Below are 18,962 nucleotides of genomic sequence, written 5' to 3'. Positions count from 1 at the left end.
GTCAGGCCTTCAAGGGGGCCAGACGCGGAGCGATCATGTTTTCCGGGCGCAGGATGTCGTCGAGCATTGCATCGTCGAGCAGACCTTCCTCACGCACCAGTTCCAGCACGCCGCGGCCGGTTTCCAGCGCGATGCGGGCGATACGGGTGGAGTTTTCGTAACCGATGTAGGGGTTCAGTGCGGTCACCAGGCCGATCGAATGCTCGACCAGCTCGCGGCAGCGCTGTTCGTTGGCCGTGATGCCCACAATGCAGTGCTCGCGCAGCATGTCCATGGCGCGCTGCAACAGGCGGATAGAGTCGAAGATCTTGTAAGCGATCAGTGGCTCCATCACGTTGAGCTGCAATTGTCCGCCTTCAGCGGCCATGGTCAGCGACAGGTCGTTGCCGATGATTTCGAAAGCAACCTGATTGACCGCTTCCGGGATTACCGGGTTGACCTTGCCGGGCATGATCGAGCTGCCTGGCTGGCGTGCCGGCAGGTTGATTTCGTTGATCCCGGTGCGCGGTCCGCTGGATAGCAGGCGCAGGTCGTTGCAGATCTTCGACAGCTTGACCGCAGTACGCTTGAGCATGCCCGAGAACAGTACGAACGCGCCCATGTCGGAGGTCGCTTCGATCAGATCGGCTGCCGGCACCAGCGGCTGGCCGCTGATCAGCGCCAGGCGGTCGACGGCAAGCTTTTGATAGCCAGGGTCGGCGTTGATGCCGGTGCCGATGGCGGTGCCGCCCAGGTTCACTTCGGTCAACAGCTCGGGTGCCAGGCTGCGCAGGCGGTTGAGGTCTTCAGTCAGGGTGGTGGCAAAGGCGCGGAATTCCTGACCCAGGGTCATTGGCACGGCGTCCTGCAACTGGGTGCGACCCATCTTCAGCACATGATTGAATTCTTCGCCCTTGGCGGCGAACGACTGGATCAGGCTGGAGAGACTGGCGAGCAGGGCGTCATGGCCCAGCAGCAGACCCAGGCGGATCGCGGTCGGGTAGGCGTCGTTGGTCGACTGCGCCATGTTTACATCGTTGTTGGGGTGCAGGTGCTTGTATTCGCCTTTCTCGAAGCCCATGGTTTCCAGGGCGATGTTGGCGATGACTTCGTTGGCATTCATGTTGGTGGACGTGCCGGCGCCGCCCTGAATCATGTCGACCACGAACTGATCGTGGAAGTCGCCACGGATCAGACGGGCGCAGGCCTCGCTGATGGCCGCATGCTTGTTATCGTTGAGGTGTCCGAGCTGGTGGTTTGCATCAGCTGCCGCCTGTTTGACCATGGCCAGGGCCACAACCAGTTTAGGGTAGTGCGAAAGCGGCACGCCGGAGAGGTGAAAGTTGTTCACCGCTCGCAGGGTCTGGATGCCGTAATACGCGTTGGCAGGTACTTCGAGAACACCAAGCAGGTCTTTTTCGATGCGCGATGATGCAGGCGAGGACATGATAAAAGAAGTCTCAAAAAGGCACGGACAATGCCGGAACGCCGCGAATATTGGGCTTGCCGCCCCGTCTTGACCAATGCTGTTAAACGCTGGCCTATGCAATAACGGCATAATCAGGGTGTGACCCGGATTCCGTTCAGTGCGTAAAGGGGGCAAAATGTCGCACCCGGACGCTGCTCCGGCCGCCTTGCCAGAGCCGTCTGGTCATGTATCCGCAGCGCGTTGCCGGGCGTCCCACCGGGGTCGCTTCAAACCGGTTGCGTGCAGGGCATGCGCAGTTGCCTGTCGAAGCAGTCATCCATTGTCCGGGAGGACCTGATGAATCTGGAAAGCAAATGGCTGGAGGATTTCAGCGCCCTGGCGGCCACCCGCAGCTTTTCCCAGGCGGCCGAGCGTCGTTTCGTGACTCAGCCAGCGTTCAGTCGGCGTATCCGCAGTCTTGAGTCGGCCTTGGGGCTGACGCTGGTCAATCGTTCGCGCACGCCCATCGAACTGACCGCTGCCGGGCAACTGTTTCTGGTTACCGCGCGTACGGTGGTCGAACAACTGGGCGAAGTCGTGCGCCATCTGCATCATCTGGAAGGTGGGCAGGGCGAGGTGATGCAGGTTGCCGCGGCACACTCCCTGGCGTTGGGGTTCTTTCCGCGCTGGATCGCCCAGTTACGTAATGAAGGGCTGAACATTGCCACCCGGCTGGTGGCCACAAACGTTGGCGATGCCGTACATGCGTTGCGTGAAGGGGGCTGTGACCTGATGCTGGCGTTCTACGATCCTGACGCCGCGCTGCAAATGGACGCTGAAATCTTCCCCTCGCTGCATCTGGGCCATACCGAGATGTTGCCGGTCTGCGCCGCCGATGCCGATGGGCAGCCGTTATTCGATATGGAAGGCGAGGGCAGTGTGCCGTTACTTGCCTACAGCGCCGGGGCCTTTCTCGGGCGCTCGGTGAATTTGCTGCTGCGTCAGCGTAACCTGCGGTTCACGACTGTTTACGAGACGGCGATGGCCGATAGCCTGAAAAGCATGGCGCTGGAGGGGTTGGGCATCGCCTGGGTGCCGCAACTGAGTGTGCGCGCCGAGCTGGCGCGCGGTGAACTGGTGGTGTGCGGCGGGCCGCAGTGGCATGTGCCGCTGGAGATCCGCCTGTACCGCTGCGCCCTGGTACGCAAGGCCAATGTGCGTCTGTTATGGCGCAAGCTTGAGAGTGCGGCTGCACCAGAGTGATCGTGAGACGAGCCGCTCGTGGCAAGCGGCCCGTACTTGTTCAGGGAAACTCGCTGAGGTTTGCCGCGATTTTTTGCTTGTTTTTGTCGCTGTAGACGTAGCAGTTGGCGCGTATGGATTGGCGGGTTGCTACCAGATTGGTCTCGCACCACCAGCCACCTTTGTAAATGACCTCTGCCAGTTCGTGAGTGCCGCCGAGCATATGACCCAGCTCATGGGCAGGTGCTGTGAACGTTTCCAGGGAGGCGATACCCGTATGCCCATTGAGGGTAGCAAAGCCAAGCGTGCCTGAGTTCAGTCTGCTTTGCGTCAGCAACAGGTACTTGGTCGTGCCATTTTTCGGCAGGTTTTGCTCGCTCAAATAGTGATTGAGTCTGCCCTTCCAGATGGCGTACGTCTGGTCCAGGTTGTCGTTCTTGTACTCAACGTCGGTCACGTCAGTAACGTTGCGAACGAACTGCAGATGCACCCGGCGACCGGTAAAGCTTTCGAGGTCCTTGATGAGCCACGTAAAGTAGCCCTCGGTAAGGCGCTCGTTGCTGGTTTCCTTTACGTCGTCATGTATGAACAGAAAAAAGAACAGCGGGCGCTGCGAAGCGCCTTCAGCCAAGGCGGCCTGAGAAAGTGCGAATGCAGCGATCAGCAGCAAGGATCTTGCGATTGTCTTGAACATGTTTTTACTCGTCCATGAGTAGTGAATGGGGTCATGACCCGAAGCAGGTCATGGCCATAATTAATAACAATCGCAGCGTCGGCTAAATCAGGATTGGCAGCTGCTGGTGTAGTCCTGACCTGTACCAAAGTGCAGGAAGAATGAGGGGCTTTTCCGAGGTCGTCTGTCTCGGTGGCCCATGCCTGTAAAAACCTCATGCGGTTGGTCGTCCAGGGGGGCTGTCATCCTGGCGCTTTGCGGTATACTGCGCGGCCTTTGGCCGGCTAAATCGGTCACTATTCGTACAACAAGCCACGCCGGTTCCCCCGCGTGGCTTGTTGTTTTCAGACGCGCCTGCGGGCGCCCGATGAGAGGCACGACGATGAGCGCACTGGTTGGCGTGATCATGGGCTCCAAGTCCGATTGGTCCACCCTTAGCCACACTGCCGACATGCTGGAAAAGCTCGGCATCCCTTATGAAGTCAAGGTGGTGTCAGCTCACCGCACGCCGGACCTGCTGTTCCAGTACGCCGACGAAGCAGAGGGCCGTGGCATTGAAGTGATCATCGCCGGTGCTGGTGGTGCAGCTCACTTGCCTGGCATGTGTGCCGCCAAGACCCACCTGCCTGTGCTGGGCGTTCCGGTGCAGTCGTCGATGCTGTCGGGTGTCGACTCCTTGCTGTCGATCGTGCAGATGCCTGCCGGTATTCCGGTAGCGACCCTGGCCATCGGCAAAGCGGGGGCGATCAACGCTGCGCTGCTTTCGGCCAGTATCCTTGGCGCCAAACACCCTCAATTCCACGCAGCGCTGAAGAAATTCCGCGCTGAGCAGACAGACAGCGTCCTGGACAATCCAGACCCACGCCACGCCTGAGGTTTTTCCATGAAGATCGGTGTAATCGGTGGCGGCCAGCTCGGCCGCATGTTGGCATTGGCAGGTACGCCGCTGGGCATGAACTTCGCCTTTCTCGATCCCGCGCCGGATGCCTGTGCTGCTGCACTTGGCGAGCATCTGCGTGCCGATTACGGCGACCTGGACCATCTGCGTCAGTTGGCTGATGAAGTCGATCTGGTGACTTTCGAGTTCGAAAGCGTGCCGGCCGAGACCGTGGCGTTTCTGTCGCAGTTCGTACCGGTCTATCCGAGCGCCGAGGCGTTGCGCATTGCGCGTGACCGCTGGTTTGAAAAAAGCATGTTCAAGGATCTGGGCATTCCGACGCCCGCATTCGCCGATATTCAGTCGCAGGCCGATCTGGATGCTGCGGTGGCCAGCATTGGCCTGCCTGCGGTGCTCAAGACCCGCACGCTGGGTTATGACGGCAAGGGCCAGAAAGTCCTGCGCTCGGCAGCAGACGTGACCGATACATTCGCCGAGCTGGGCAGCGTGCCTTGCCTGCTGGAAGGCTTCGTGCCGTTCACTGGCGAAGTGTCGCTGATCGCCGTTCGCGCGCGTGATGGCGAGACCCGGTTCTACCCGCTGGTTCACAACACGCACGACAGCGGCATCCTGCGCCTGTCCATCGCCAGCACCGACCACCCTTTGCAGGCAATGGCCGAAGACTACGCCGGTCGCGTACTGAAGCAGCTGGATTACGTCGGCGTGCTGGCATTCGAGTTCTTTGAGGTCGACGGTGGCCTGAAAGCCAACGAGATTGCACCGCGGGTACACAACTCCGGTCACTGGACCACCGAAGGCGCCGAGTGCAGCCAGTTCGAAAACCACCTGCGGGCGGTTGCCGGTCTGCCGTTGGGCTCCACAGCCAAGGTCGGCGAGAGCGCCATGCTCAACTTCATCGGTGAAGTGCCAGCAGTGGACAAGGTCATCGCCGTCGAAGATTGCCACCTGCACCACTACGGCAAGGCGTTCAAGGCTGGCCGCAAAGTAGGGCACGCTACGGTCCGCAGCGCTGACCGCGCCACGCTGGATCGTCAGGTGAAGCTGGTTGAAGCGCTGATCAAGGGCTGATCAGGCCTGCGGCTGTCGTGCCAATACTTTGCGCTCGGCGTAATACACAAATCCAACTGACTATCGTGCCAATGCTCCGCGTTGGCATGCATAGGGTGACGCAGAGCATCACGAAATGCATTACCACGCGGAGCGTGGGAACGAGAATTATCGGAGTGTCAGCCCTGTTTAGCCGTTCTGCGCTATCGCCAGGCTCCGTCATTCATGAAGAATTCTCCACCTCGAAGCAAACTGTCCATTGCGCCGGAACCATTCCCTGCCGCTGTTCTCAGATAGCAGTAGGCCGGGGCTGCTCATTAGCCCAGGCATATTCACTTAATACAGAGGGAAATGGCATGGGTATCATTGGAACCATCTTTATCGGCCTGATCGTTGGTCTGCTGGCTCGCTTCCTGAAGCCGGGCGACGACAGCATGGGCTGGATCATGACCATCGTGCTGGGTATCGCCGGCTCGCTTGCAGCCACTTATGGTGGTCAGGCGCTGGGTATCTATCAAGCGGGCGAGGGTGCAGGTTTCCTCGGCGCGCTGGTAGGTGCAATCATCCTGCTGGTTATCTACGGCATGATCAAAAAGAAATAACGTTTAATGTTCAGCCCTCTGTTCTGCGCAGCACAGAGGGCTAGAATGCGCGGCAACTCTTCCTCCTTTGCCGAGCTTTATCATGCGCCGCTTCTTGTTGATGACTCTTCTGCTGCTATCCGGGCTTGCACACGCCCAGTTGCCGGAAACCGACTGGCTTGAGCTGATGCCCAAGTCCGATCAAAAAGCCCTCGAAGCCATGCCCGAGATTGACCACAATTCTCCGGAAGCCATGGGCACGTTCGACAGCAAGGGTGGCTTGAAGCAGAGCAAGGGTTTGCCAGCGGTCATGTATTCGACCAAGACCGTCCCGGCAATGAACGGCAAGACCATTCGTCTTGGCGGTTACCCTGTACCCCTCGAAACCGATGCCAAGGGCCACAGCACGCTGTTCTTCATCGTGCCTTATCCAGGTGCCTGCATCCATGTTCCGCCACCACCGCCTAACCAGTTGGTGCTGGTGCGTTACCCCAAAGGCTTGAAACTGGATGATATCTACACACCACTGTGGGTAGAAGGCACCCTGAAAATCGAGAAGGTCAGTAACGACCTGGCTGATGCAGCGTATGCGATGGATGCGTCAAAGGTCCGTGTGGTGGTTGAATCGGACCTTTGATGGCATATCTCTGATCAAATTTCGATCAGAGCGCCTCGCTCCAGATACTCACACCCAGAACATGCATCTGGTCGGGGGCCAGCGTCACCACGTCGTCCAGTACGTTGGCCGTTTCGACACAGACCATGCGCTGCCAGCCATCTGCTGCCATGTCGGTGAATTTGCCGGTTTTCTCGATCCACGGGTTCCACAGGATGGCTGATCTCGAGCCGGTGCTGCGAATGTGGATGCGGCGCTGCCATTGGGGGTCAAGGATGCTGAGTACACCCGGCGTATCCTTGTAGATACGGTCGGTTTCGCCAGTGAACGTCAGGTCGCCGGTCTGCTCGCGTTCTTCCCAGTTTGCCAGGGTTTCGATGTAGCGCAGGCCGTCGAGCCCTTCGACGCTGACCTGACGTACATCGCTGACGGCGAAATAGGTATGCAGCGCCTGGCTGATCACCACAGGCTCAGTGCCACAGTTGTAGCTGACCAGACTGACATTCAGTGCGTGGTCCAGACGAATGCTTAGTTTCAGGGCGACGTTGTGCGGCCAGCCCGGCAAGTGGCCTTCGGCCTCGGGAAGGACGAACTCTACCAGCAGTGCATCGCCATCTGCGCCGATCCCCAGCAGCTGCCAATCCAGCGCTCGCACTTCACCATGCGCCTTGGCGGGTTCGCTGCTGTCGCGCATTGCCTGCACGCTTTGCGGGTTGCGTTCCAGATTACCGAACCACGGCCAGCAGATGGGCATGCCCGCGCGAATGGGTTTGCCTTGCTTGAAAACGGCTTCTTCATTCAGCCACACCAGCGGCTGCTGTCCGGCCACTTGATAGCTGAGGATATGTGCGCCCTGCTGGGCAACCAGCAGCTCTGCTTCGCCGTGGCGAATGCGCCAGCAGTTCAGTTCGTCGTACTGGACAGATTCAACGTTGGGTTCAACCGGGGATGTTGGCATGCAAAGTTCTCACTCAATGACCGTGACGAAAATAGACCGCTTCATGCAGGGCGAGTTTAACCGGACAGCCAGCCATGGGTTGAGCAACCATTTACCGTCGTGCGGGAACCGAGCGTGTCCGCCCGCTGGAATCTATGGCCACGAACACGAATGCGGCCTCAGTGACCTTGCGCCATTCGCTGGTGACCGGGTCATCGCTCCACACTTCGACCATCATCTTGATCGAGGTGCGTCCGACTTCCAGGGTGCGGGTATAAAAGGAAAGCTGTTCGCCAACCGCGACCGGAACCAGAAACGCCATGCGATCAATCGCAACGGTCGCTACACGGCCGCCAGCCACTTTACTGGCCATGGCTGTACCCGCCAGGTCCATCTGGGAGACCAGCCAGCCGCCGAAGATGTCGCCAAAGCCATTGGTTTCGCGGGGAAGGGCGGTAATTTGCAGTGCAAGGTCGCCTTGCGGAGTTGGATCTTCTTGTTCGAGCTCGATCATGCCTAGGGTGCCTCTGACCCATGACTCTCATTATTGTATGCCGCGGTTAACAGGCGCCATTCAAAACCATGCGCATGAACATTGTGTGTCCAGCGCTGGTGTGGCCCATAGAGAAACTCTGCGAAACCCGCTGATTCAGACGTTTTCGCACAACTTCCCACTGCTGCTGACGGCTTGCGAGTATATCGGGCGTTGCGTCATAGAACGACCGTCGGGTTTCCATTTTGTAATGATGCAGTTCTTGACATGTGTTTTTGAGAGCAATTTGCTATCTTGCTGGACCTCTACAGGTGACAAGACTGCCTGTACACGCAATTTTGGTGCCTATCTGCGCCTTTGCCCTCGACAATCGCTTCTGCACGGCACCCCGCAGCAGCCAGCGTTGCTGTCGCTTGCCCCTTTTTAAAGAACAAGTAAAGAGAAGCCTTGTCATGTCATCTGTTCCTTCAAGTTCCACGCAGCCTGCGCGGCCTTTGACCCGCAGCGATTACAAAACCCTTTCGCTGTCCGCTCTGGGTGGCGCGCTGGAGTTCTACGACTTCATCATTTTCGTGTTTTTCGCGGCGGTGGTCGGCAAGCTGTTTTTCCCGGTGGACATGCCTGACTGGCTGCGCATGATGCAGACGTTCGGCATTTTCGCCGCCGGTTATCTGGCGAGACCGCTGGGCGGCATTATCATGGCGCACTTCGGCGATCTGCTGGGGCGCAAGAAAATGTTCACGCTGAGCATTTTCATGATGGCGGTGCCGACCCTGATCATGGGCTTGCTGCCGACCTACGCACAGATCGGCATGTGGGCGCCGATTCTGCTGCTGTTGATGCGCGTCATTCAAGGTGCCGCCATCGGCGGTGAAGTGCCTGGCGCCTGGGTATTCGTCTCCGAGCATGTACCCGCCCGTCGTGTCGGGTATGCCTGCGGCACCCTGACAGCCGGGCTGACAGCGGGCATCCTGCTGGGCTCGCTGGTCGCCACGGCGATCAACAGTATCTATACCCCGGTCGAAGTGTCGGATTACGCCTGGCGGATCCCTTTCCTGCTGGGTGGCGTGTTTGGCCTGATGTCGGTTTATCTGCGTCGTCTGTTGCACGAAACGCCGGTGTTCGCCGAACTGCAGCTGCGCAAGGCGCTGGCTGAAGAAGTGCCGCTCAAGGCGGTGCTGCGTGATCATCGTGGTGCCGTTGCACTATCGATGCTGATGACCTGGTTGCTGTCGGCCGGCATCATCGTTGTGATCCTGATGACGCCGACCATTCTGCAAACCATCTATGGCTTTCCGGCGGCTACGGCGCTGAAGGCCAACAGCCTGGCTATCGTGTTTCTCAGCCTGGGTTGCATCGCAGCGGGTGCCCTGGCGGATCGCTTTGGCGCCGGCTGGGTGTTTCTGTTGGGCAGCGCAGGGTTACTGGCCAGTTCCTGGACGTTCTATCACGTCCTCGGCAGCCATCCGGAAGTGCTGTTCCCGCTGTATGCCGTGACAGGGTTGTTCGTCGGCACTATCGGCGCGGTTCCTTATGTCATGGTCAAGGCTTTCCCGCCCGTGGTGCGCTTCTCCGGGCTGTCGTTCTCCTACAACCTGGCGTACGCCATTTTCGGGGGGCTGACGCCGATGGTGGTGACGTTCATGCTCAAGAGCAGCCCGATGGGCCCGGCCTGGTATGTCGCGATTCTCTGCGGCCTGGGCATGGCAATCGGTGTGTTTTTGCTGACCAGAAAGCGTTGATCAGCACCCCTGGTAAAACGCTTGAGTCATCCGCTACAGCGAAAGGCTATCTCCCTGCGAGGGGCGATAGCCTTTTCATCTTATTGTCATAATCAATTCATAGAGTAGTCACAAGACTGGCCCAAAAAGGCTTGTGGACACCTACATACCCTGCCAGGAGCGCAAGGATGACACTCAAGCGTTTGATGGCTGCACTGACATGGGTTGCCGCCAGCGTGATGGCAGCCAATACGCTGGCTGCCGTCGACCCTGCCATCAAGGCCTATACCAGGACCTCCGGCGTGTCGGGCAATCTCTCCAGTGTCGGCTCCGATACCCTGGCCAATCTCATGACCCTGTGGGCCGAGGCCTACAAGAAAGAATACCCGAGCGTTAACATCCAGATTCAAGCGGCTGGCTCTTCCACAGCGCCACCTGCGCTGACCGAAGGCACGGCCAATCTGGGGCCTATGAGCCGCAGGATGAAAGACGGCGAACTATCGGCTTTTGAGCAGAAGCACGGCTATAAACCGACCGCTATTCCGGTGGCCGTGGATGCATTGGCCGTATTCGTGCACAAGGACAATCCGATCAAAGGCCTGACCCTGCAGCAAGTGGACGCAATCTTTTCTGCGACCCGCCTGTGTGGTGCCAGGGCGGATGCGAAAACCTGGGGTGATGTCGGTGTGAGCGGCAGCCTGGCAGGCAAGCCGATTCAGTTGTTCGGTCGCAACTCGGTGTCGGGCACTTACGGTTACTTCAAGGAAGAAGCCCTGTGCAAAGGCGATTTCAAGGCCAACGTCAACGAACAGCCCGGTTCCGCCTCGGTGGTCAGCGCCATCAGCAATTCGCTTAACGGCATTGGCTACTCGGGCATCGGCTACAAGACATCCAATGTCAGGACCGTTCCGCTGGCGAAGAAGGAGGGCGGCGAGTTTGTCGAAGACAGCGAAGCCAACACCTTGAACGGCAGTTACCCGTTGTCGCGCTTTCTCTATGTTTATGTGAACAAGGCGCCCAATCAGCCTCTGGCACCGCTGGAAGCCGAGTTCGTTAAACTGGTGCTGTCCAGACAGGGCCAGGAAGTGGTGATGAAAGACGGTTATATTCCGCTGCCTGCTCGTGTGGTGGAAAAGACACTTGCCGATCTCGGCCTGCAAGATACGAGCGGCCTGGCAGTAAAAAAATAGTCACGTACAGCTTGCAAGCGAGGCTCAATGGACTGGCCTGCACACAAATTGATCAGTCCGCCGCCGGACTCATGGGCAGCGGGCTTTTCTGCGTCACCTTGCTGTAATGTTTTTGTCATACAAGGCGTCTACGGTGTGTGCGCATGAATGAGCTGTTCAAATCTTCGATGGACCAGAGTTCGCCGCCAGCGCGTATTGATTTCAATACGCCCGCTATGGTGAGGAAGCGCCGTGTCCGTGCATTCAAGGATCGTCTGACTCACTGGTACGTTGCCATTGGTGGCCTTGCCGTTCTGGCAGCCATCACACTGATCTTCTTCTATCTGGCCTATGTCGTCGCGCCGCTCTTCAAAGGCGCAAGCCTTACCTCCGAACCCGTGCTGAATACTGCCTGGATGCAGGATGCGGGCACGCCGTTGATGATCGCAATCGAAGAGCAGAACCAGATCGGGATGCGCATTTCCGACAAGGGCGAAGTCATCTTTTTCAACGTCAAGGATGGCGCAGAACTGCATAGGGTTGCCTTGCCGCTGCCCGCTGGCGTATCTGTCGCTTCCATCGGCAAGGATCAGCCCGGCGCACCATTAATAGCTTTGGGCTTGTCCAATGGCCAGGTGCTGGTGTTCAGGCACTCGTACCTGACGACTTACCCGAACAATCAGAAAACCATCACCCCGAGCGTGGCCTGGCCCTACGGCGAAGCGCCTTTGGTGCTGGACGAGGCCGGTCGCGCAGTCGAGCATGTGACCGTCAGTGCTGATGGCGACAGCCTCAAGCTGGCAGGGTCTACCGGCACTCAGTTGCACGTTATCTCGCTCGAGCAGAAAGAAAACATGATGACCGGCGAGATGACGCGTGAGCAGACGCGCATCGAGCTACCGCAGATGTCGGCCGCCGTTAAAGCGATTTACATCGACCCGCGCCAGCAATGGTTGTATGTCATCAATGGTCGCGCGCAGGCGGATGTGTTCAGCCTGCGCGACCGAACCCTCAATGGCCGCTATAAATTGCTGGAAGACGGTAACGCCGAGATCACGGCGAGTGCCCAGCTGGTCGGCGGCATTTCGCTGATCATCGGCAACTCGAAGGGCAGCATGTCCCAGTGGTTCATGGCCCGTGACACTGACGGCGAGCAGCGCCTGATGCGCATCCGCGACTTCAAAATGGGCAGCGCACCTATCGAGCAGATCAAGGCTGAGCAGCGGCGCAAGGGCTTCATTGCTCTGGACGCCTCGGGCAGGCTGGGCGTGTTCCACAGCACCGCGCACCGAACCTTGCTGATCGACAAGGTAACTGACGGTCCCGGCATTCTGGCGTTATCACCGCGCGCCAACCGGGTTTTGATCGAAAGCGCTGGCAAGCTGTTGCCGCTGGCGCTGGATAACCCGCACCCGGAAGTCTCGTGGAGTTCGCTGTGGGGCAAGGTCTGGTATGAGAATTACGACGAGCCCAAGTACGTTTGGCAATCCACGGCGTCCAACTCCGACTTCGAGCCCAAGCTGAGCCTGGCACCCTTGACCTACGGCACCCTGAAAGCGGCGTTCTACGCCATGTTGCTGGCCGCGCCGCTGGCCGTGGCGGCCGCGATCTACACCGCCTACTTCATGGCGCCGGGCATGCGCCGCAAGGTCAAGCCGGTGATTGAATTGATGGAAGCGATGCCGACGGTGATTCTCGGTTTCTTTGCCGGATTGTTTCTGGCGCCGTATCTGGAAGGTCATTTGCCGGGCATCTTCAGTTTGCTGCTGCTCACGCCGATCGGCATTTTGCTGGCGGGCTTTTTCTGGACCCGTCTGCCTGATTCGCTTCGCCTGCGCGTGCCCGATGGCTGGGAAGGCGCGATCCTGATTCCCGTTGTGCTATTGGTGGGCTGGTTTTCACTGAGCATGAGCCCGCACCTGGAGAGCTGGTTCTTCGGCGGTGACATGAGTACATGGATCCGCGACCAACTGGGCATCACCTACGATCAGCGCAACGCGTTGGTGGTCGGCATTGCAATGGGTTTCGCGGTGATCCCCAACATCTACTCGATTGCCGAAGACGCCGTGTTCAGCGTGCCGCGCAGCCTGACACTGGGCTCTCTGGCACTGGGCGCGACGCCGTGGCAGACCCTGACGCGGGTAGTCATTCTGACCGCCAGCCCGGGTATTTTTTCGGCCTTGATGATCGGCATGGGTCGGGCGGTTGGGGAAACCATGATTGTGCTGATGGCGACCGGCAACACGCCGATCATGGACATGAATCTATTTGAAGGCATGCGCACGCTGGCGGCCAATGTCGCGGTGGAGATGCCAGAGTCGGAAGTAGGCGGTAGCCATTATCGGGTGTTGTTTCTGGCGGCGTTGGTGCTGTTGATGTTCACCTTTGTGATGAACACCCTCGCGGAGTTGATTCGTCAGCGTCTGCGCAAGCAATACTCGGCGTTGTAAGGAAGGTAGGCGTTGGTGAAGCGGAACTCCCTCAAGAGCTGGTTCAAAAGCGGCGCCCCCGGCGTCTGGATGAGTGCGGGTGCCGTATCCATCGCTGTCATCATGACCATCGGCCTGCTGGCGGTGATCGCCGTGCGGGGGCTTGGGCACTTTTGGCCCGCTGATCTGGTGGTCGCACGTTATGCGGTGCCCAATCAGGAATCGAGTGTGCTGGTCGGTGAGCGGGTCGAGCAGGAACAGGTCCCTCGCGCGCGTCTGAAAAGTGCAGGCCTGCCGGTGCCTGATCAAGGGCCGGAGTTCATGACCCGTGAGCTGTTCAAGGTCGGCAACCGTGACCTCAACCCGAGCGATTTCACCTGGGTTGTGGGCGACTGGCTGACCGACCAGAGCCGTCCTGCCGAACTGATGACGCTGGAGCGCCGGGAGTGGGGCAATTTCTATGGCTATCTGGTCAACGTCAAAGAGGGCGGCCGGATCGTGGCGCAAGGCGAAGCTGCCTGGCCGATCCTGCAAGAGCGCATCAAGCGCGTCGAGAAGCTGGCTGACGAACTCTACATTCTGGAAAAGAAAGACATCGGGGCCATCAATCACGGTATTGAGCGCCTGCGTCTGCAGGCCCGCAAGCTGGAACTCAATGGCCGGCTCGATGCCGCTGCGCAAGCTGACATGGCTGCAGAACGTGCCGAGCTGGACGCGCGTTACAAGGTCATCGAGGGGCGTCTGGACGGTCTGCATGAGGCTTTTGATCGCGACAGCCTGACGGCACGCGATGGCAATGGCAAAGAAATCGAACTCAGCCTGGGCAAAGTGGTGCGTGCTTACCAGCCCAACGCGATGGGCACCGTTACCAAGCTGGGTTTCTACTTCCAGAAACTGTGGGAATTTCTCAGTGACGACCCTCGCGAAGCCAACACCGAAGGGGGGATTTTCCCGGCTATCTTCGGCACGGTGATGATGACCCTGATCATGGCGGTGATCGTGACGCCGTTCGGTGTGCTGGCCGCAGTTTACCTGCGCGAGTACGCGCGTCAGGGGCCGGTTACCCGGCTGATCCGCATTGCCGTGAACAACCTGGCCGGTGTACCGGCGATTGTCTACGGCGTGTTCGGCCTCGGGTTTTTCGTTTATGTGCTCGGTGGCTCGGTAGACCGGCTGTTCTTTCCTGAAGCGCTGCCAGCCCCGACGTTCGGTACGCCAGGCCTGTTATGGGCCTCGCTGACCCTGGCGCTGCTGGCCGTGCCGGTGGTGATCGTGGCCACAGAAGAAGGGTTGGCGCGTATTCCGCTGACCCTGCGTGAAGGCTCGCTGGCGCTGGGCGCGACCAAGGCCGAGACGTTGTGGAAGATTGTATTGCCAATGGCCAGCCCGGCAATGATGACCGGCCTGATTCTGGCGGTGGCGCGTGCTGCCGGGGAAGTTGCGCCCTTGATGCTGGTGGGCGTGGTCAAACTGGCCCCGTCGCTGCCGCTGGATGGCAACTATCCTTATCTGCATCTCGATCAGAAGATCATGCACCTGGGTTTCCACATTTACGACGTTGGCTTCCAGAGCCCCAACGTCGAAGCGGCACGCCCGCTGGTCTACGCCACCGCGCTGTTGCTGGTGCTGGTCATCGCCTTGCTCAATCTCTCGGCGGTGAGTATCCGTAACCATTTGCGGGAAAAATATAAGGCGCTCGACAATTGATCCCGAATTCGCCCTTTGGCAAACGCGGCAGTTCAATGAAGCGAATCGTTCGCACAGGAGCAATCCATGCAGCATGAAAGCCCGACCAATGGCATGAACATGTCGGCCCTGAGGCGTCACAAGCAAAGCCTGGATCTGGCCGACGAGACCGTGGCTATCGAAGTGCCAGGTCTGAATCTGTTCTATGGCGACAAGCAGGCGCTGTTTGATATTGCCCTGAATATCCCCAAGCAGAAGGTGACCTCGTTCATCGGTCCGTCCGGTTGTGGCAAGTCGACCCTGTTGCGCAGTTTCAATCGCATGAACGATCTGGTCGACGGTTGCCGGGTCGAGGGCGCGATCAACCTGTACGGTCACAACATCTACACCAAGGGCGAGGAAGTGGCTGAATTGCGTCGGCGCGTCGGCATGGTGTTCCAGAAGCCGAACCCGTTCCCCAAGACGATTTATGAAAACGTGGTCTACGGCCTGCGCATTCAGGGTATCAACAAGAAGCGCGTACTCGATGAAGCTGTCGAGTGGGCGCTGAAAGCCTCTGCGCTCTGGGATGAGGTCAAGGATCGACTGCATGAGTCGGCGTTGGGGTTGTCCGGAGGGCAGCAACAGCGTCTGGTTATTGCCCGAACGATCGCCGTGGAGCCGGAAGTCCTGCTGCTCGACGAACCCTGTTCGGCACTTGACCCGATTTCGACCCTTAAAGTCGAAGAACTGATCTACGAACTGAAATCGAAATACACCATTGTGATCGTTACGCACAACATGCAGCAGGCGGCTCGGGTGTCGGATTACACCGCGTTTATGTACATGGGCAAACTCGTCGAGTTCGGTGATACAGACACCTTGTTCACCAACCCGGCAAAAAAACAGACAGAAGACTACATCACCGGTCGTTACGGCTAGGACGTGCTTCGTCAGACCTGAACCACCGCTGCGTTTTCGCTATTAACCGGACGTTCCAAGGACACCCAGCATGATCCACAAAGACAGCCATACGCATCACATTTCCCAACAGTTCAACGCTGAACTCGAAGACGTTCGCAGCCATTTGCTCGAAATGGGTGGCCTGGTCGAGAAGCAGGTGAACGATTCTGTCACGGCACTGATCGAGGCCGACTCCGGTCTTGCCCAGCGCGTTCGCGAGGTCGACGACCGGATCAATCAGATGGAGCGCAGCATCGACGAAGAATGCCTGCGCATTCTGGCTCGTCGCCAGCCTGCGGCGTCCGATCTGCGCCTGATCATCAGCATTTCCAAGTCGGTGATCGACCTGGAGCGCATCGGTGATGAAGCCACCAAGATCGCCCGCCGTGCCATCAAACTCTGCGAAGAGGGCGAGGCACCGCGTGGTTACGTCGAGGTTCGTCATATCGGTGATCAGGTGCGCAACATGGTGCGCGATGCCCTGGACTCATTCGCGCGCTTCGACGCCGAGCTGGCCCTGTCGGTCGCGCAGTACGACAAGACCATCGACCGTGAGTACAAAACCGCCCTGCGCGAGCTGGCGACCTACATGATGGAAGATCCACGCTCGATCTCCCGCGTGCTGGACGTCATCTGGGTGCTGCGCTCTCTGGAGCGTATCGGCGACCATGCACGCAACATTTCCGAGCTGGTGATTTATCTGGTGCGTGGCACCGACGTGCGGCACATGGGTCTCAAGCGCATGAAGGAAGAAGTGCAGGGTATATCGAGCGAAACCGCTAATGTTCCGGGCGACGCTGACGATAAGTAAGATTGCCTGCGAGAAAAACGCCCAGCATGCGCTGGGCGTTTTTCGTTGTGCAGATGAGTATTCCCGTCGCCTGCGGATTAAATGTCGCGGCGCAGTCAATCAATATGGCAGTTGGCCACCGGTCAACGCTATGCTTGCCGAAACAAAGGGCGTGTTGGCATACCGCAGTTCGCCTCCAGGTGAACACGCCCGCAGGAGCGTCGATGAGTAAGGTCAGTGTATTGGTGGTGGATGACGCGACTTTCATTCGCGACTTGGTCAAGAAAGGGCTGCGCAATTATTTTCCCGGGATTCATACCGAGGACGCAGTCAACGGTCGCAAGGCTCAGGCTTTGCTGGGCAAAGAGCCGTTCGATCTGATTCTGTGCGACTGGGAAATGCCCGAGATGTCCGGCCTGGAGCTGTTGGCATGGTGCCGCGAGCAGGACAATTACCTGAGAACCGTGCCGTTCATCATGGTGACCAGCCGTGGTGACAAGGAAAACGTTGTGCAGGCTATTCAGGCTGGCGTGACCGATTTTGTCGGCAAACCGTTCACCAACGAGCAGTTGCTGACCAAGGTCAAGAAGGCGCTGGCGAAGGTCGGCAAGCTTGATGCCGTTATGTCCACAGCCCCGGCACGCATGAACTCGCCGCTCAATGACTCGCTCAGTGCATTGACCGGCGGCAAGGCCGAAGTGGTTCGCGCAGCACCAGCACAGGCAGCAGCGCCTGCCGGTATCGCCAAAGCACCGCCGGTTGCAGCCAAATCGGCGGAGCCTGCCGGTCGTGGACAGGGCCAGTTGCGCCTGCCCAACGGCATTCAGCCGTGCGTGATCAAGGCTTTGACGCTGAAAGACGCCACACTGGTCATACGCGTCAGCGAAAACCTGCCGCAGGTGCTCGACAGCGCGGTACTGGACCTTGAGCAAGGCGAGAGCAACGAGGTCGCACGCCTGAATGGCTACCTGCACTCCGTCGCCGCGTTTGAGCAGAAGCCTGACAGTGAATGGCTGCAAGTGACTTTCCGCTTTGTCGATCAGGATGCGCAGAAGCTCGACTACCTGTCGCGCCTGATCGCACGCGGCACGGCTCAGAAGCACTTTGTCCCCGGCGCCTGATACACGCCTTCCTGCTGACTGGCATGCCGACGTTCGCGTTGGCATGCGCCTGACAGCTACCCAATAACTTCACCCCGCTGCAATCCCCCCGCTGATCATGCTGTGTCTGTGGTTTTTCTGGCGCGTTATTCATGTCCGATTGATACCGACGAGTCCTCTTCTGTCTGCAAGGCTGCTAGGCTTGGCACCCAGTGCCCTTGAACCCGAACGTCTCTGATGCTTGCACGCCTGCTTATCCTGTTTACCCTGACGTTGACTGTGCAGTCGGCCGGGGCAGTCACGATCTATAAATTCACCGATGCCGATGGCGTGGTGTCGTTCTCGGACCGGCCAACGCCTGGCGCATCGGTCATGGTGTTTCGGGACCGGATGGTCGAGCGTATCGACGGCCAGGTGCATTTGAGCGTCAGGCGTGAAAAGGGCGTGCACAGCCTGTACGTGCGCAACGATCTGTACGCCCCGGTCGAGGTCGAACTCAAGCTTTCCAGTGTGACCAACGTGCTGGGCGTCTCTGGCTCGTCAGCAACGCTACGCCGCACGATCCCTGCGCGCAGTAACGAACGTGTGGTGGTGCTGAGCCCCAAAGTGGGGAGCAAGCCGATGAACTACGCCTCGGTGCTGACTTCAACCCTGGGCGATCCCAAAGGTTCGGTGCAGGCCTATAAATACCCATTGCCGTGGATTGGCGGTCCGTTTCGCCTGACTCAGGGGCCGAATGGCAAATACAGTCATTACGGCGCCAAGGGCCGCTATGCGATGGACATTGCCATGCCCGAAGGCACACCGATCATCGCCGCACGCGGCGGGACGGTGATAAAGATTGAAAACAGCCAGTCAGGCAGGGGGTCGAATGCGTCAGGCAACTTCGTACGTATTCTGCACGAAGACGGCACGATGGGCGTCTACCTGCACCTGATGCGCGGTTCGGTGAGTGTCAGGGAAGGTCAGCGGGTCAGCGTCGGAACCGCGCTGGCGCGGTCGGGTAATACCGGCAACAGCACCGGCCCGCATCTGCACTTTGTCGTGCAACGCAACTCGGGCCATGAACTGGTATCGATCCCCTACGAGTTCGCCAGGCCGGTGCAGAGCCTGCCCAACTTCGCCGTCGGCGGAAATTGACTGCTGTGGGAGCGGCTCGGGCGACGCTTTGATTTATCGTGCCCATGCTCCGCGTGGGTATGCAGTTCTGGACGCTCTGCGTCCGCTTTTGAGTATGCGGCGCGGCGCAGA

At 58.9% G+C, this 18,962-nt stretch carries 17 protein-coding genes; 13 read left to right on the top strand and 4 right to left on the bottom strand.

Annotated features, from left to right (window positions below):
• Position 1 precedes the first annotated feature (1 nt).
• Positions 2 to 1,426: an aspartate ammonia-lyase gene (gene aspA, locus RYC17_RS17360; protein WP_058402532.1), complete on the bottom strand. Its 1,425-nt coding sequence runs from the start codon at positions 1,424 to 1,426 to the stop codon at positions 2 to 4.
• A 318-nt stretch (positions 1,427 to 1,744) separates the two neighbouring features.
• On the opposite strand from aspA, the gene RYC17_RS17355 reads away from it, so the two are divergent.
• Positions 1,745 to 2,650 carry a LysR substrate-binding domain-containing protein gene (locus RYC17_RS17355; protein ID WP_058402533.1) on the top strand — a complete coding sequence of 302 codons (906 nt, stop codon included), beginning with the start codon at positions 1,745 to 1,747 and terminating at the stop codon, positions 2,648 to 2,650.
• A 40-nt stretch (positions 2,651 to 2,690) separates the two neighbouring features.
• On the opposite strand, the gene RYC17_RS17350 is transcribed toward RYC17_RS17355, so the two are convergent.
• Positions 2,691 to 3,323 carry a hypothetical protein gene (locus RYC17_RS17350; protein WP_316903861.1) on the bottom strand — a complete coding sequence of 211 codons (633 nt, stop codon included), beginning with the start codon at positions 3,321 to 3,323 and terminating at the stop codon, positions 2,691 to 2,693.
• A gap of 361 nt (positions 3,324 to 3,684) precedes the next feature.
• Between RYC17_RS17350 and purE the strand changes: the two genes are divergently transcribed.
• The 4 genes from purE to RYC17_RS17330 all read left to right on the top strand — a co-directional run bounded on the left by purE (position 3,685) and on the right by RYC17_RS17330 (position 6,465).
• Positions 3,685 to 4,176, top strand: coding sequence for a 5-(carboxyamino)imidazole ribonucleotide mutase (gene purE, locus RYC17_RS17345; protein WP_002555898.1), 492 nt, complete (start codon positions 3,685 to 3,687; stop codon positions 4,174 to 4,176).
• Positions 4,177 to 4,185: 9 nt separating this feature from the next.
• Positions 4,186 to 5,268, top strand: a complete 1,083-nt coding sequence (locus RYC17_RS17340) for a 5-(carboxyamino)imidazole ribonucleotide synthase (RefSeq protein ID WP_316903859.1) — start codon at positions 4,186 to 4,188, stop codon at positions 5,266 to 5,268.
• 335 nt (positions 5,269 to 5,603) lie between these two features.
• Positions 5,604 to 5,849, top strand: coding sequence for a GlsB/YeaQ/YmgE family stress response membrane protein (locus RYC17_RS17335; RefSeq protein WP_002555896.1), 246 nt, complete (start codon positions 5,604 to 5,606; stop codon positions 5,847 to 5,849).
• 82 nt (positions 5,850 to 5,931) lie between these two features.
• A complete protein-coding gene (locus tag RYC17_RS17330) occupies positions 5,932 to 6,465 on the top strand; it encodes a DUF3299 domain-containing protein (protein WP_002555895.1) in 534 nt (177 codons plus the stop codon).
• A 25-nt stretch (positions 6,466 to 6,490) separates the two neighbouring features.
• On the opposite strand, the gene RYC17_RS17325 is transcribed toward RYC17_RS17330, so the two are convergent.
• Both RYC17_RS17325 and RYC17_RS17320 read right to left on the bottom strand, forming a co-directional pair.
• Positions 6,491 to 7,402, bottom strand: coding sequence for a D-hexose-6-phosphate mutarotase (locus RYC17_RS17325; protein ID WP_058402535.1), 912 nt, complete (start codon positions 7,400 to 7,402; stop codon positions 6,491 to 6,493).
• Between the two features lie 91 nt (positions 7,403 to 7,493).
• On the bottom strand, positions 7,494 to 7,895 hold the full coding sequence (locus RYC17_RS17320) for an acyl-CoA thioesterase (RefSeq protein ID WP_003378389.1): 402 nt from the start codon (positions 7,893 to 7,895) through the stop codon (positions 7,494 to 7,496).
• 431 nt (positions 7,896 to 8,326) lie between these two features.
• Here RYC17_RS17320 and RYC17_RS17315 point away from each other — a divergent pair, with 431 nt between their 5' ends.
• The 8 genes from RYC17_RS17315 to RYC17_RS17280 all read left to right on the top strand — a co-directional run bounded on the left by RYC17_RS17315 (position 8,327) and on the right by RYC17_RS17280 (position 18,851).
• Positions 8,327 to 9,616: an MFS transporter gene (locus RYC17_RS17315; protein ID WP_058402536.1), complete on the top strand. Its 1,290-nt coding sequence runs from the start codon at positions 8,327 to 8,329 to the stop codon at positions 9,614 to 9,616.
• A gap of 167 nt (positions 9,617 to 9,783) precedes the next feature.
• Positions 9,784 to 10,785 carry a phosphate ABC transporter substrate-binding protein PstS gene (locus RYC17_RS17310; protein WP_058402537.1) on the top strand — a complete coding sequence of 334 codons (1,002 nt, stop codon included), beginning with the start codon at positions 9,784 to 9,786 and terminating at the stop codon, positions 10,783 to 10,785.
• Between the two features lie 143 nt (positions 10,786 to 10,928).
• On the top strand, positions 10,929 to 13,214 hold the full coding sequence (locus RYC17_RS17305) for an ABC transporter permease subunit (protein WP_193601223.1): 2,286 nt from the start codon (positions 10,929 to 10,931) through the stop codon (positions 13,212 to 13,214).
• A gap of 69 nt (positions 13,215 to 13,283) precedes the next feature.
• Positions 13,284 to 14,900: a phosphate ABC transporter permease PstA gene (gene pstA, locus RYC17_RS17300; RefSeq protein ID WP_193601225.1), complete on the top strand. Its 1,617-nt coding sequence runs from the start codon at positions 13,284 to 13,286 to the stop codon at positions 14,898 to 14,900.
• Between the two features lie 66 nt (positions 14,901 to 14,966).
• Positions 14,967 to 15,800 carry a phosphate ABC transporter ATP-binding protein PstB gene (pstB, locus tag RYC17_RS17295; RefSeq protein ID WP_058402539.1) on the top strand — a complete coding sequence of 278 codons (834 nt, stop codon included), beginning with the start codon at positions 14,967 to 14,969 and terminating at the stop codon, positions 15,798 to 15,800.
• A 70-nt stretch (positions 15,801 to 15,870) separates the two neighbouring features.
• Positions 15,871 to 16,632, top strand: coding sequence for a phosphate signaling complex protein PhoU (phoU, locus tag RYC17_RS17290; RefSeq protein WP_002555887.1), 762 nt, complete (start codon positions 15,871 to 15,873; stop codon positions 16,630 to 16,632).
• A gap of 203 nt (positions 16,633 to 16,835) precedes the next feature.
• A complete protein-coding gene (locus tag RYC17_RS17285; protein ID WP_058402540.1) occupies positions 16,836 to 17,732 on the top strand; it encodes a response regulator in 897 nt (298 codons plus the stop codon).
• Between the two features lie 216 nt (positions 17,733 to 17,948).
• Positions 17,949 to 18,851, top strand: a complete 903-nt coding sequence (locus RYC17_RS17280) for a peptidoglycan DD-metalloendopeptidase family protein (RefSeq protein WP_058407628.1) — start codon at positions 17,949 to 17,951, stop codon at positions 18,849 to 18,851.
• The last annotated feature ends 111 nt before the right edge of the window (positions 18,852 to 18,962 follow it).

It is taken from the genome of Pseudomonas syringae group sp. J248-6 (genome assembly GCF_032586995.1).
Taxonomy (GTDB): Bacteria; Pseudomonadota; Gammaproteobacteria; order Pseudomonadales; family Pseudomonadaceae; genus Aquipseudomonas; species Aquipseudomonas amygdali.
The sequence above is the reverse complement of the archived record's forward strand: the minus strand, read 5'-3'. Positions and strand labels throughout refer to the sequence as shown.

Coding starts and splice junctions, on each gene's coding strand:
- RYC17_RS17310 (WP_058402537.1), top strand. CDS start 9,784: ATGACACTCAAGCGTTTGATGGCTGCACTGACATGGGTTGCCGCCAGC.
- pstB (WP_058402539.1), top strand. CDS start 14,967: ATGCAGCATGAAAGCCCGACCAATGGCATGAACATGTCGGCCCTGAGG.
- RYC17_RS17330 (WP_002555895.1), top strand. CDS start 5,932: ATGCGCCGCTTCTTGTTGATGACTCTTCTGCTGCTATCCGGGCTTGCA.
- RYC17_RS17285 (WP_058402540.1), top strand. CDS start 16,836: ATGAGTAAGGTCAGTGTATTGGTGGTGGATGACGCGACTTTCATTCGC.
- pstA (WP_193601225.1), top strand. CDS start 13,284: ATGAGTGCGGGTGCCGTATCCATCGCTGTCATCATGACCATCGGCCTG.
- RYC17_RS17335 (WP_002555896.1), top strand. CDS start 5,604: ATGGGTATCATTGGAACCATCTTTATCGGCCTGATCGTTGGTCTGCTG.
- RYC17_RS17315 (WP_058402536.1), top strand. CDS start 8,327: ATGTCATCTGTTCCTTCAAGTTCCACGCAGCCTGCGCGGCCTTTGACC.
- purE (WP_002555898.1), top strand. CDS start 3,685: ATGAGCGCACTGGTTGGCGTGATCATGGGCTCCAAGTCCGATTGGTCC.
- RYC17_RS17350 (WP_316903861.1), bottom strand. CDS start 3,323: ATGTTCAAGACAATCGCAAGATCCTTGCTGCTGATCGCTGCATTCGCA.
- RYC17_RS17325 (WP_058402535.1), bottom strand. CDS start 7,402: ATGCCAACATCCCCGGTTGAACCCAACGTTGAATCTGTCCAGTACGAC.
- RYC17_RS17340 (WP_316903859.1), top strand. CDS start 4,186: ATGAAGATCGGTGTAATCGGTGGCGGCCAGCTCGGCCGCATGTTGGCA.
- RYC17_RS17355 (WP_058402533.1), top strand. CDS start 1,745: ATGAATCTGGAAAGCAAATGGCTGGAGGATTTCAGCGCCCTGGCGGCC.
- RYC17_RS17280 (WP_058407628.1), top strand. CDS start 17,949: ATGCTTGCACGCCTGCTTATCCTGTTTACCCTGACGTTGACTGTGCAG.
- aspA (WP_058402532.1), bottom strand. CDS start 1,426: ATGTCCTCGCCTGCATCATCGCGCATCGAAAAAGACCTGCTTGGTGTT.
- phoU (WP_002555887.1), top strand. CDS start 15,871: ATGATCCACAAAGACAGCCATACGCATCACATTTCCCAACAGTTCAAC.
- RYC17_RS17305 (WP_193601223.1), top strand. CDS start 10,929: ATGAATGAGCTGTTCAAATCTTCGATGGACCAGAGTTCGCCGCCAGCG.
- RYC17_RS17320 (WP_003378389.1), bottom strand. CDS start 7,895: ATGATCGAGCTCGAACAAGAAGATCCAACTCCGCAAGGCGACCTTGCA.